Source organism: Endozoicomonas sp. Mp262 (assembly GCF_025643335.1).
GTDB lineage: Bacteria > Pseudomonadota > Gammaproteobacteria > Pseudomonadales > Endozoicomonadaceae > Endonucleibacter.
Genome location: NZ_CP092489.1, coordinates 1,530,001 through 1,542,233, shown reverse-complemented (window position 1 = coordinate 1,542,233; position 12,233 = coordinate 1,530,001). Strand labels below are relative to the sequence as shown.

Sequence of the window (12,233 nt, the reverse complement as noted above, 5' to 3'; positions counted from 1 at the left end):
CACGCGGACCAACTGATGAAAGCGATTATGATCCTGCTCAGCCTGGTAGTCTTGCCGGCCCTTGCTGAGCCAAGCCCGGTTACTGAGATGAGTGCAATGCAGGTTATCACACCGCTATTATTGGTTATTGCCTTGATTTTCCTGCTTGCCTGGCTTGTCAAAAAAGTCAATCCGGGGCAAACAGCCATGGGTAAAGACATCATGGTTATTGCAAGTACTCCTGTTTCAAATCAGGCCCGGCTGTGCCTGGTAAGAGTGGGTGGAAAAGACATACTGGTTGGCGTGACAGCCCAGCAGGTCACTCGAATTGAAACCTTCAACGAGCCTGTAGTTGACCAGCCTGCCAATAGTAGCCCCCATGACTTATCACAACAGTTCAGAAAGCTGATGAAGCGTGATAAAGGTGAAAAATCATAGTGTCGCGAAACTGCATACAGCGTGCTCAAAACGAGATTGATTCTCTTCGCAATCAATCCCGATTAATCATTAAACAAACCAGCTGAAGCAGTTTTAACTCTGTAGCACAAATTTGTTGCAACTCTTCCTGGGTCTCATGACTAAGGCCTTTCAAGTTAGCCATTTGCTCCTCCTGGTCATGCCACTTTCTATCTTGCATATAGTCTGGCCATGACAGGTTTAGCTTCTTTTCAAGACGCTCCCTTTTGGTACAGAGTACTGTAAGCATGGCAAATAGAATGGGGGGCGCATCACCTGTAGCAGAGCGAAGTTGAATATAAGTCCAATAAAGCCTCACTATACGGTCCAGGCTGTTTTTCAGGCATAACATACATAAATACGCCTCATCTTTTAAACTTAACGGACTGCCCATGAGGTTCCTCCTCAAAAAGTCACATTCCATCGAATACCGCTTTTATCAGACTATTACATAAACCCGCCCGGTTTCCATTATTGGCTCAAATCTCGTATAAAAAATAACCAGAAAATAATTTCAAACTACACTAAAAAACCTCCCTCAAGGCTTTTTTTTTCAGGGTCACAAAATTGGTAAAGGTGTATTTAATGCTGAACTACAGAAAACCTATAAATAAAACAATAGCTTTACTCACTATGGTTATGGCACTGGGTTTAACGGGTTGCCAGTTAAATAACTCCAGTAAACCCGATTCGAGTCCAGGCAAGGGGCTTTCAACCATGTCAGCTGCAATCTATGTTCAGGCAGCACCAGGAAGCTTTAACCACCAGGCCATAACACAGCTATATCAGAATCATTCCCATGAAGGCCCTGCTTTTATCTTCAGTGGTACCCCACTAAAAACTTTTGAACAAGCCTGGAAAAATAGTGCTGAAGCCTTTGTCGCCCTTCGAAATGACCTTATCTCCGGTCACCTGGTAAAAGCCACTGTTGAGGCCATACAGGAATACCGGGTAATCGACGTCACCGATAGCATTAGCCTGCCCATTGAGATGTGCCTGCTGAGAACGCGAAAGTCTGTTAATCAGAAACAATCTCTGCAGGTCATCATTTCCCATCCAGCGGCCCTTGGCCAAATAACCCAATGGAAAAAAGGCAAGAACCTTGAGGAGCTGCAAGAGCCTGACGGTACCTCCATAGCAGCAAAACGACTGGCAGAGGGAAAACTATCCGAACGAACTGGTGCTATAGGCCCCTGCCTGCTAGAGAACCTCTACCCCTCTTTAATAGTGGTTGAGAAGGGAATCCAGGATAGTGCCGATAACACAACCTTATTTGGCCAACTAAAAGTAGAAAAAAGAGAGGCTCCAATTCCTGAAGATGTGGCAAGGAGAGAGTTAAGTGAGGTTATCAAAAAAGCCAGAGCCAAAGCCGTAAAATACCGGACACTACCTTTTGGCCTGAGAGAATAAGAGCAGGATGGTATAAAGCAGATACAAAAAAGCCCTGAAATAATCAGGGCTTTCTAGTAGATGGTGCCCGGAGGCGGAATCGAACCACCGACACGAGGATTTTCAATCCTCTGCTCTACCGACTGAGCTATCCGGGCGTCTCTGCGAGTTGTTGTCGCTGAGGACGAGGCGTATTAAACGGATTTAAGGCTTTGGAGTCAAGCACTAAGATAAAAAAAAATCATTTTTTTCTTAAATCCTACTGAACAACAGGACGTCAACCACTAAAAGACCAATAAACATAAGGTGTCGCGGGGTCAGCATGATTTCATCGCTTTCCCCCTTTCACCCTTGTTTTTACTCAGGGATATAGCCTTCAGCGCGATCAATATCATCTCCGGCAAAGTATTTATCCATCTGCTCAGTCAAATACTTTCTGGTTTCCGGGTCGAGCAAATTCAAACGTTTCTCATTGATCAACCGGGTCTGATGTATCTGCCACTCAGTCCAGGCCTGCTGTGAAATATTATTATATACCCACTGTCCTTTAGGTCCTGGCAGAGGAGGAACAGTCAAACCTTCTGCTTCTTTCTTTAACTTTACACAGTAGACGGTACGGGTCATAGACACCTCATTATATAGATAGGAGTGATATTACCAGGGTATTCTAAACCACATGAGGAGATTATGTTTTCATTAGGATGAACAACTCACCTTTAAGCCACTTGCCCACAGGGGGGGAGGTTCAGCATAGCTTTCGTAATCAGGGTGCTCATCAAAAGGCGTTTCCAAAACAGTCATCAAACGATTAATCTCACTGAAATCCCCCTGTTCAGCATGCTCTATGGCCTGCTGGGCAAGATAATTTCTCAGAATAAACTTTGGGTTTACTGTCTTCATTTGCTGGCAACGGCGGGTATCATCAACCAGATTCCGTTTCAGGCGCTGGCTATATTGCTGGAGCCAGCCAGTCATGGCACTCCCTCCAATAACCTTAAGTAGCTTTTCATTATCTTTGCCCGCAACAAAGTCACAGAGCGCCCGAAAAAACAGTGTGTAATCACACCCGCATTTTTGCAGGGCAGCCAGCAGCTCTCTAATAAGTTCCGGATCTTCATCTTCAGGTATCAACAACCCCAGCTTCTGCCTCATAAGCCGGGTGTAATAACTGGAATATGAACCAGGGAACTGATCCAAAGTCGTCTGAATGGCTTCAGCATTATTATTAAACAAAGGCAGAAGGGCACTGCCTAAACGCCCACAGTTCCAATAACCTATATCAGGTTGCTGGCTAAACGCATACCGTCCCTGATGGTCAGAGTGATTACAAATATAGTGCCAATCAAACTTATCCATAAAGCCAAAGGGCCCATAATCGAAAGTTTCTCCAACAATACTCATGTTGTCAGTATTCATCACACCATGGGCAAAACCAACCGACTGCCAGCAAGCAATTAACCGGGCAGTTTTCTCAAGAACCTCCTTAAAAAATAAACGATAGCGGTCACCTGCCTGAAGTAAATGGGGAAAACAGTGCTTAATGGTGTAGTCTGTCAAGGTTTTTAAGGAGTCAAGTTGATTGGTATAGCTAAAGTATTCAAAATGACCAAAGCGGATATGTGTTTTCGCAAGGCGAAGCAGTGTGGAACCAGCTTCTTCTGTCTCCCTGTATACAGGTGTGTCACTGGCAACAACACAAAGTGCCCGGGTTGTGGGAATCGTTAGATGATGCATGGCTTCTGAGCAAAGATACTCTCTGACGCAGGAGCGCAACACCGCCCGGCCATCACCAAATCGCGAATAGGGCGTTTTCCCCGCTCCTTTCAGGTGGAGATCCCATTTTTCACCACAGGCGTTTCTGACCTCTCCCAATAATAGCCCCCGACCATCACCCAGCTGAGGATTATAAACCCCGAACTGATGCCCCGAGTAGACCATAGCCAGTGGCTCAGCACTAATCCAGTTGGCGTTTCCAGAACACACAGCTGTCAGTTCATCCCGAAGCGATGGCTTATCTTTCAAGTCCAACAAGCTGGCAGCCGACGCACTCAGGGCAACCAGGCGGGGATTGATTAGTGGAGTAGCCAGTAGCCGGGTGTAAAACGTTTCAGGAAGGCCCGCAAAGGTGTTTATAAAGTTCATCAAGCCAGCCTATTTAACGAAACAAGATCCCTTTTTAAAGCCAATTTATCACTTTATCACAGCCACAAAGCGGGCATGGAGGCAGAGACAAACAATGCCTGGCACGTTCAGGCACCCGGAACCTCATTACCTTTTGATTCAGAATAGGCCAATGCCTTCTCTGAATTGGTCAGGATAGCAATTTTTTGCAATACCTGAGACTGAAAGGCGGCCAACTCTTTCCCTTCCAGGTTATGACTTTCAGGCAAGGAAACAAGCATAGCATTAACCGGCTGTCCGTTTTTATGAAGCTCATAATGCAGGTGGGCTCCGGTGGTTCTGCCCGAATTGCCGGTCAGGGCAATTTTTCTACCTATGGCTACTTTGTCTCCAGTATTCACCAGAATTTTTGAGAGGTGAAAATATCGCGTGAGATAGCCATTAAAATGCTCTATTACTACATAGTGTCCCGCATACTGTTGATAGCCTACCCTCTTCACTATGCCGTCGGCAGGGGAAAGCACTGGTGTTCCCGAAGGTGTGGCAAAATCCGTACCATAGTGTGGCCGAATTTGCCCGGTTATAGGATGCTTCCTATGCAGGTTAAATGGGGAACTAATACGGTAAGAGGCCTCAAAGGGGTATCGGTTGAATCCGGGGTCAAGACTTTTTCCTTCCTGGTCATAGTAAGAGCCATCTGAACACAAATAAATTTCTGCTTTAATGCGTTGTCCATTAATCCTGACAGCCTCTATCTTTGGAGAGTACAAGTGTCCATCAATTTCATCCGATGCCACCAGGATATCAAACCGGTCTCCCTCCCGCAGATCCCGGCGCAGATTATTCTTTTTCTCCAACAGTCTTCCAGCAGTGGTTGCCAGGGCAACGGGAACCCCTTGAGTATGAAGGGCATTGCTCAGGTTTTGCCTGATTGAACCTTTATAGATCTGATGAACCCTGGTCACAGCTTTTGCTATTTCTTTCCCGGAAAAGCCACTCTCCTCCCGTGTCACCAGGTACGCCAAGCCTGCTTTAAGATTAAACTTCAATGCTTGCATATTAGCCTGATTATCTATAAGAAATTCGATAGTCTGACCAATTTTCAATTGAGATAAATTGATACTTTTTTTAGCTTGTTCTGTAATGCTTAACACTTCGGCCGGTGTCAAGCCCAACTGTCGGGAGGCAATCTTACTAAAGCTATCTCCTGCTGAGATGATATACGTTTGCCATTGGGGTTCGCTGGGCTCAACTACCTCCTTAAAAGGAAGGTCGTTGTCGTATATAAGTTCTTCATGAGCATCATATAGATTGGTCTGGCTTCCTACCCCCTTGGCAAGGATCAATACAGCAGACACAACAGCAGGAATAATCAGTAGCAACTTGAGCTTTGCGGATTTCTTCATAGTAACTGTAAGTAAGCCTTGCCAGCACTCCGGGAGATTTTCTGATCACCGGTTCAAAACATGAAACACTCACAGTTTTTTCAAACGGAGTCTCTCAGCTAAAAAGCACACAAAGCCGTAAATATAGATGTTCGTTATGAGTTTGTCGGTGAATAACCGAGTAATTTTTCGTGTTATAATGTAACAGCTTCAGAACAAAGAAGGACATTGCGGTAATCCCCTATCAAATCCAGGCATTTTCACATAATAAAAGAAAGGTAACTGAGATTACTGCTACCCCCTTACACTATTGAGCAAGTCTTTTTGATGTTTCTCTCCATCTCTGATGCATTAGCCATTGACTGAAGCTGCTCATCCTTATCAATCCAGAGCTGATTTACCCACCCCTGAAACTGCTCACGGAAGACTTCATCATTTTGATAGTCTTTACCAAAAAAGGTATTGGGGATATCAACCACATCAATGGAAATTGTGACCTGCCGTATACGACCGCATAAAAAGTCCCAGTAGCCAATATGCCTGTCGCCATAGTAAATGGTAATGTTCACCATCTGACGAATCTGCTCTCCCATGGCACTGATGACATAGCTGATGCCTCCCGCCCTGGGTCTAAGCAAATGCTCAAAAGGTGATTTTTGCTTCTTATGTTTTGCCTCTGAAAAGCGGGTACCCTCAAGATAATTGACGATGGAAACCGGAGTGTCTTTGAACTTTTGACACGCATTCCTCGTTGTCTCAAGATCTTTCCCCTTTTTTTCCGGATATTTCTCAAGATAGGCCTTGGTATATCTTTTCATAAAAGGAAAATCGAGCGCCCACCAACATAACCCTATCACTGGTACCCAGATAAGCTCCTGTTTCAGGAAAAACTTCATAAAGGGAACCCGACGGTTAAGGATATGCTGCATAATCGTGATATCTGCCCAGCTTTGATGGTTAGCCGTAACCAGATACCAGCCTCGAGGATCAAGTTTTTCGATCCCCTCAATTCGGTAATCACACTTTTGAGTGAGTTTCATCCAGCCACTGTTAAAAGTTATCCACAACTCGGCAATACCATTAATGATGCGGCCAATAAGGCGGCGACAGGATGGAATCGGAATAATGAACTTTAATAGCGCAAAGAAGAAGAGCGGGCCGCATAACACCAACGTATTTATTATCAGCAAACTTGCAGCAATCAGTCCTTTAACAGGAGACGGCAGAAAAGACAGCATGGTTTGTAGTTTTGCAATAGAAAGTCATACACATTCAGGTACCATTGATCAAAAACAGCACCTGGTAACAATAGGTTCAGCCCTCATAGTCTACTCCCGCTCTCCCTTCATCACCATACATATAGTAAAGAGCGTGAGAATACAGATAATTATTATATTTCTATAAACTCTGCCGCAGTTTTTCCATCAGTTTTTTAACCGGAGCTGCAACACCTAACTCTGAAGGGTTATCAAAGTGGTACCACTGCCAACGCCCCGATTCTGCAACCATGGAAGCACCCTGCTTAACTGACGCTTTAACAGGGGTAATATTAAGATGATAGTGACTGAATGTGTGCCGAAAAGGCTCCCATTTTTCTATCCGGTCTAGTGTTATCCCAACTTTATCAGCCACCTGTCCATCCAGGTCTGACTCAGTGATAACTTCGGGAAAACTCCAAAGCCCTCCCCAAACACCAGTGACAGGCCTTTTCTCCAGAAGCACCTCTCCCGCATCATTGATGATCATCAGCATCCTTACCGATTTCTCTGGTAAAATCTTCCTGGGCTTAGGCTCAGGAAAACAGGTTTCTTTACCTTGCTGAAGGGCAACACAGCTCTCCATAAGCGGACACAAAGCACAGGCTGGCTTGGTTCGAGTACAAATCATAGCACCCAGATCCATCATTGCCTGTGTATATTCTGCTGTTCGATCCTCAGGGGTGTAACTTTCTGCAATGTCCCATAATGTACGAGCAACTGCCGTTTTACCTGGCCAGCCCTGCACCGCCTGATAGCGGGCTAAAACCCTTTTCACGTTCCCGTCCAAAATGGGAGCCCTGATTCCCATGGCAATGGCAGCAATGGCTCCTGCTGTAGAACGTCCCACACCAGGTAGCTCACAAAGGGTCTCAACAGAGTTTGGAAATACCCCCTGATAGTTTTCAATCAGGTAATTTGCAGCTTTGTGTAAGTTCCTGGCTCTTGAGTAATAACCCAGCCCACTCCATAAATGAAGCACATCATCTTCTTTTGCAGCGGCTAGTACCTGAACATCTGGAAAGCGCTCCATAAAACGCAGAAAATAGGGAATCACCGTGGCAACCTGGGTTTGCTGCAACATGATTTCACTGACCCAAACACGATAAGGCGTAATATGTTGCTGCCAGGGCAGATCTTTGCGGCCATGGCGATCAAACCAGTTTAAAACCATTGTGCTAAAAGAAAGTGTAGAACTCACTCACTACCCTATTGCATAAAATATATTTTTCAAAAAACTACGCAGATAGTAGCACTTGCTCTACTGCATCTTTAGGGGCCATCCCTACTCCATCAAGTTCGAAAAACCTATATCCGTCCAATAAGACAATAGGCATAATACAACACTGATTTATAACCCTCTGACGTAGGGTTGAGTGTACCTGTGATGTTATTATGTTAAAAGAAGCGATCTATACTCTCTCTCTATTAGGCTCAATTGGACTCTCTGCTCCGGCTATGGCCAGCGTAAATCTTGAGTTTACAGCACCTCAGGCCGCAACAGGTACGCAGACAAAACTCTGGCGGCAAATAGACGACACAATAAAAAGTGTTGTCGATACTATCAACCATGAGTTTCAAATTCCCGCCAATATCAAACTAGTCATTGGCGGAAATCCAAAAAAGCCTAAAGATAAATATTCCGCCGATAAAAGCACTTATTACGACCCTTATACCCAAACCATAGCAATCCCCCATAACTTTGTAAGCGATGTACTACAGTTTTACTCTGCTAACTATTATGGGGAAAGTGCACAGGCAAAAGCACATTTTGTCGGTAATGCCATGACTCATATGCTATACCATGAGCTAGGCTATGCCCTTATTGATATTTTAGACCTCCCTATTGTGGGTAATGAGGAAAATATCGTTGATGGGTTCGCCACACTGATGCTGATTAGCCTTCATCAAAAATCTCATGAGCGGGTAGTCTCTGCTGCTGATCTTTATTGGTTTGTAGAAGACAGTCATGAGGATGTTCTTGGTCAGAAAAGCTCCCAAAGGAATAGCTTTAATAGCCAGAGAGCCCATCAAATACTTTGCCTGCTCTATGGGAGCAGCCCAAAAGATTACAAGGCTCTATCAGGCGATCTGGGAGTTGATAATAAACAAATGGCCTCATGTCAAACTCATTTCCTAAAGCTTCAACGGAACTGGCTACGGCTACTGAAGCCTAGCCTTAAGAAGGGTGGGCAGTTATACCAGGTTTTCTCAAAAATAGAGAAAAACAACCCTGAGGTTTTGACTAAAAAAGAAATCCGGAAAACTCAATAAAACACATTTTCAGCCCTATTTTTAAACAGCGCAATTTGCATCACCTGATGTAGGTGTTGGACTTATCACCGAACCAATACTCGTCACCATGTGGTGTGAACTGGCTGAAAACCGGTAATCAATGAATCAAATATATATGTCATTTAACCAATCAATAAACAAAATCAACTCAAGAACTCTTTAATGACATGCCTCACTAACTCACGATCATCCACCTGACCCAGCTCTTTAATGGTTCTATCTATAGCTTCATCTCCAACATCCTCACGAACCAGTTCACAAAGCCCTCTGTAAAAACCATCTTCAAACTCCGGATGAGCCTGAAAAGTCATGATATACTGTGATTTTCTGGTAATCGCATAGGGACAAAAATCAGACCCCCCCAATAGCATAAAGTCATCAGCCATGGTTGAGACTTGATCCTGATGCATTGCCAATAATCTCAACGCTGTCCCCCTGGGAATACTGTTCAGATTCCCATATAACGTAATAGGGTATGCTCCTAACCCCCAACCTTTACTGGATTTATGTACTTCCCCTCCTAAAGCAGCATGAATAATCTGATGCCCAAAACAGATCCCTACTAGTCGCACATGCGCCTGGTCGACTAATCTAATAAAAATCTTAAGTTTCTGAATCCATTCATCAGGATCATAAGCTCCCCACTTACTCCCACTGATGATCCAGGCATCGCAAAGTGTCACTGTTTCAGGAAACTCTCCCCTATAACAGCGCCATACGCTATAAGAAAAATTGCTTTCTCCTTCACCTGACAGCATAGACTTAAAATCAACGTCATAAGTGCCATATTTTTCAACAGCTTCAGGATAGTGCTCATCACATAACAAGATACCAATATGAGTCATCCAGTCACTCTCTATAAAATGTTCCTCTTCTTTCTAAAAGATAACCCCAGCTCGATTATAGGTCTATAAATTATCAGCAGTATTAAGTTGTTAGAACTCCCTATCTCTACACTGTCCAATACAAATCCACAACTCTTGCCAATAAATCACTTGCCCTATGCCAAATACATGATATTGTCCATTTAATCCATTATTCATAGACTCAAAAACTATTAGAAGGAATAAATAATGAATCTACATGATTATGAAATGCACCTGTTAAACGGCCAGCTACAGTCACTGGATCAATACCAGAACAATGTTGTACTGATTGTTAATACTGCCAGCAAATGTGGATTCACAGACCAATACCAGGGGCTTGAAGACCTTTATCGCAAATATAAAGATGAAGGCCTTGTGATACTTGCATTTCCATGCAATCAGTTTGGCCACCAGGAGCCAGGCAACCACAAGGATATCGCTCTATTCTGCGAGAAAAACTACGGAGTCTCCTTCCCTGTTTTCGAAAAAATTGATGTTAATGGAAACAATGCTCCACGCTTGTTCCAAGATCTGAAAAAAGCCGCTCCTGGTCTACTGGGTTCTAAAAGAATCAAATGGAATTTTACTAAATTTTTAATTTCACCGTTGCAAAATAAAGTCGAAAGGTACTCACCTCAAACCAAACCAGAAGATCTCGAGCTTGACATTCGTCTTGCACTCAAGCGGCTTAAAAAAGCCAAGACTGCAGCTTAGCAATTAATCTACAATCCGGACGTCTCTATCCTGCCAGACCGTTATTTATTATCTCGTTCCCGGCGTCCCCGCCGGGAATGCCTGCGGATACATCCTTCAGCACAGCATTTACGTAGAGGGGAGGTCTGCATTCCCAGGCGGGAGCCTGGGAACGAGGGAGCTTCGTTCTTTTTTGCACATAGCAAAAACCCTGACAGCTTAGCTATCAGGGTTTTTTAATAAGTGCTTGACAGTGACCTACTCTCACATGGGGAAACCCCACACTACCATCGGCGATACATCGTTTCACTGCTGAGTTCGGGATGGGATCAGGTGGTTCCAATGTTCTATGGCTGTCAAGCGTAAACTAGTGGTCAGAGACTAGAAACTTGAGACTAGGCTCTGACTGGAATCCGGTTTTAAGCTTTAATTCTTGCACGACACTCTTCGTGTACAGCTTTTTCTAGTCTCTAGTTTCAAGCACCTAGTCTCTAGAAGGTAAATCGCTTTGGCGTTATATGGTCAAGCCGCACGAGTCATTAGTACTGGTTAGCTCAACGCCTCACAACGCTTACACACCCAGCCTATCAACGTCATAGTCTTTAACGGCTCTTCAGGACTCTCTAGGAGTCAGGGAAGTCTCATCTTGAAGGGGGCTTCCCGCTTAGATGCTTTCAGCGGTTATCCCGTCCGAACATAGCTACCGGGCAATGCGTCTGGCGACACAACCCGAACACCAGTGGTTCGTCCACTCCGGTCCTCTCGTACTAGGAGCAGCTCTCCTCAAACTTCCAACGTCCACGGCAGATAGGGACCGAACTGTCTCACGACGTTCTAAACCCAGCTCGCGTACCACTTTAAATGGCGAACAGCCATACCCTTGGGACCGGCTTCAGCCCCAGGATGTGATGAGCCGACATCGAGGTGCCAAACACCGCCGTCGATGTGAACTCTTGGGCGGTATCAGCCTGTTATCCCCGGAGTACCTTTTATCCGTTGAGCGATGGCCCTTCCATTCAGAACCACCGGATCACTAAGACCTACTTTCGTACCTGCTCGAGATGTACCTCTCGCAGTCAAGCGCGCTTGTGCCTTTACACTAACCGTACGATGTCCGACCGTACTTAGCGCACCTTCGTGCTCCTCCGTTACTCTTTGGGAGGAGACCGCCCCAGTCAAACTACCCACCACACAATGTCCCCGATCCCGATTAGGGACCTGGGTTAGAACCTCAATATTGCCAGGGTGGTATTTCAAGGTTGGCTCCACGCAGACTGGCGTCCACGCTTCAAAGCCTCCCACCTATCCTACACAAGCAACATCAAGATCCACTGTGAAGCTATAGTAAAGGTTCACGGGGTCTTTCCGTCTAGCCGCGGATACACTGCATCTTAACAGCGATTTCAATTTCACTGAGTCTCGGGTGGAGACAGCTTGGCCATCGTTACGCCATTCGTGCAGGTCGGAACTTACCCGACAAGGAATTTCGCTACCTTAGGACCGTTATAGTTACGGCCGCCGTTTACCGGGGCTTCGATCAAGAGCTTCCCTCACCACCAAATTGCTCTCGCACACGTTGCATTAACATCTGACGCATTTTTTTGTTGCGCTTTAGTTTAGCTTCGCGAGCTCTCGCAAACTCTTTGACTTGATATGCTTCATAGTAAGCAATGCGCCATATTCTACCCTTGGTAGAAGCATTCATACCCGAATTATGTTGATCTAATCTTTTTCGAAGATCAGAGCTATAACCCAGATAAAAATCTGTCTCATCGTTTACGTTTTGAATCACA

Annotated in this window: 11 protein-coding genes, 1 tRNA gene and 2 rRNA genes (1 of these 14 running past the window's edge); 4 read left to right on the top strand and 10 right to left on the bottom strand. The window is 45.0% G+C overall.

Features of this window, described 5'->3' with window-relative positions:
- Positions 1–15 precede the first annotated feature (15 nt).
- Complete coding sequence (gene fliO, locus MJ595_RS06680) at positions 16–417, top strand: flagellar biosynthetic protein FliO (protein WP_263081655.1); 402 nt, start codon at positions 16–18, stop codon at positions 415–417.
- A 52-nt stretch (positions 418–469) separates the two neighbouring features.
- Here fliO and MJ595_RS06675 read toward each other — a convergent pair whose 3' ends face one another.
- Complete coding sequence (locus tag MJ595_RS06675; protein ID WP_263081654.1) at positions 470–829, bottom strand: hypothetical protein; 360 nt, start codon at positions 827–829, stop codon at positions 470–472.
- Between the two features lie 245 nt (positions 830–1,074).
- On the opposite strand from MJ595_RS06675, the gene MJ595_RS06670 reads away from it, so the two are divergent.
- Positions 1,075–1,845 carry a hypothetical protein gene (locus MJ595_RS06670; RefSeq protein ID WP_263081653.1) on the top strand — a complete coding sequence of 257 codons (771 nt, stop codon included), beginning with the start codon at positions 1,075–1,077 and terminating at the stop codon, positions 1,843–1,845.
- Between the two features lie 61 nt (positions 1,846–1,906).
- Here the strand turns inward: MJ595_RS06670 and MJ595_RS06665 are convergent.
- From MJ595_RS06665 to mutY, 6 genes are all read right to left on the bottom strand, one after another.
- A tRNA-Phe gene (locus MJ595_RS06665) sits at positions 1,907–1,982 on the bottom strand.
- 199 nt (positions 1,983–2,181) lie between these two features.
- Complete coding sequence (locus tag MJ595_RS06660; protein ID WP_263081652.1) at positions 2,182–2,448, bottom strand: oxidative damage protection protein; 267 nt, start codon at positions 2,446–2,448, stop codon at positions 2,182–2,184.
- Positions 2,449–2,520: 72 nt separating this feature from the next.
- On the bottom strand, positions 2,521–3,966 hold the full coding sequence (locus MJ595_RS06655) for a YdiU family protein (protein ID WP_263081651.1): 1,446 nt from the start codon (positions 3,964–3,966) through the stop codon (positions 2,521–2,523).
- 107 nt (positions 3,967–4,073) lie between these two features.
- Complete coding sequence (locus tag MJ595_RS06650) at positions 4,074–5,351, bottom strand: peptidoglycan DD-metalloendopeptidase family protein (protein WP_263081650.1); 1,278 nt, start codon at positions 5,349–5,351, stop codon at positions 4,074–4,076.
- 281 nt (positions 5,352–5,632) lie between these two features.
- A complete protein-coding gene (locus MJ595_RS06645) occupies positions 5,633–6,568 on the bottom strand; it encodes an acyltransferase (protein ID WP_263081649.1) in 936 nt (311 codons plus the stop codon).
- Between the two features lie 160 nt (positions 6,569–6,728).
- Entirely contained in the window at positions 6,729–7,787 is a 1,059-nt protein-coding gene (mutY, locus tag MJ595_RS06640) for an A/G-specific adenine glycosylase (protein ID WP_263081648.1), read from the bottom strand.
- A 257-nt stretch (positions 7,788–8,044) separates the two neighbouring features.
- Between mutY and MJ595_RS06635 the strand changes: the two genes are divergently transcribed.
- The gene (locus tag MJ595_RS06635) at positions 8,045–8,860 is read left to right on the top strand and encodes a DUF4344 domain-containing metallopeptidase (protein ID WP_263081647.1); all 816 of its coding nucleotides are present in this window, start codon (positions 8,045–8,047) and stop codon (positions 8,858–8,860) included.
- Positions 8,861–9,024: 164 nt separating this feature from the next.
- On the opposite strand, the gene MJ595_RS06630 is transcribed toward MJ595_RS06635, so the two are convergent.
- On the bottom strand, positions 9,025–9,726 hold the full coding sequence (locus tag MJ595_RS06630; RefSeq protein ID WP_263081646.1) for a type 1 glutamine amidotransferase: 702 nt from the start codon (positions 9,724–9,726) through the stop codon (positions 9,025–9,027).
- A 228-nt stretch (positions 9,727–9,954) separates the two neighbouring features.
- Here MJ595_RS06630 and MJ595_RS06625 point away from each other — a divergent pair, with 228 nt between their 5' ends.
- Positions 9,955–10,461, top strand: a complete 507-nt coding sequence (locus MJ595_RS06625) for a glutathione peroxidase (protein WP_263081644.1) — start codon at positions 9,955–9,957, stop codon at positions 10,459–10,461.
- 224 nt (positions 10,462–10,685) lie between these two features.
- Here the strand turns inward: MJ595_RS06625 and rrf are convergent.
- Positions 10,686–10,801: ribosomal RNA gene (rrf, locus tag MJ595_RS06620) — 5S ribosomal RNA — on the bottom strand.
- Positions 10,802–10,958: 157 nt separating this feature from the next.
- Positions 10,959–12,233: ribosomal RNA gene (locus MJ595_RS06615) — 23S ribosomal RNA — on the bottom strand; it runs 2,197 nt beyond the window's last position.

Bases quoted from the DNA above. Each gene is read 5' to 3' on its own strand.
- fliO (WP_263081655.1), top strand. From the start codon at position 16: ATGAAAGCGATTATGATCCTGCTCAGCCTGGTAGTCTTGCCGGCCCTT.
- MJ595_RS06675 (WP_263081654.1), bottom strand. From the start codon at position 829: ATGGGCAGTCCGTTAAGTTTAAAAGATGAGGCGTATTTATGTATGTTA.
- MJ595_RS06670 (WP_263081653.1), top strand. From the start codon at position 1,075: ATGGCACTGGGTTTAACGGGTTGCCAGTTAAATAACTCCAGTAAACCC.
- MJ595_RS06660 (WP_263081652.1), bottom strand. From the start codon at position 2,448: ATGACCCGTACCGTCTACTGTGTAAAGTTAAAGAAAGAAGCAGAAGGT.
- MJ595_RS06655 (WP_263081651.1), bottom strand. From the start codon at position 3,966: ATGAACTTTATAAACACCTTTGCGGGCCTTCCTGAAACGTTTTACACC.
- MJ595_RS06650 (WP_263081650.1), bottom strand. From the start codon at position 5,351: ATGAAGAAATCCGCAAAGCTCAAGTTGCTACTGATTATTCCTGCTGTT.
- MJ595_RS06645 (WP_263081649.1), bottom strand. From the start codon at position 6,568: ATGCTGTCTTTTCTGCCGTCTCCTGTTAAAGGACTGATTGCTGCAAGT.
- MJ595_RS06635 (WP_263081647.1), top strand. From the start codon at position 8,045: ATGGCCAGCGTAAATCTTGAGTTTACAGCACCTCAGGCCGCAACAGGT.
- MJ595_RS06630 (WP_263081646.1), bottom strand. From the start codon at position 9,726: ATGACTCATATTGGTATCTTGTTATGTGATGAGCACTATCCTGAAGCT.
- MJ595_RS06625 (WP_263081644.1), top strand. From the start codon at position 9,955: ATGAATCTACATGATTATGAAATGCACCTGTTAAACGGCCAGCTACAG.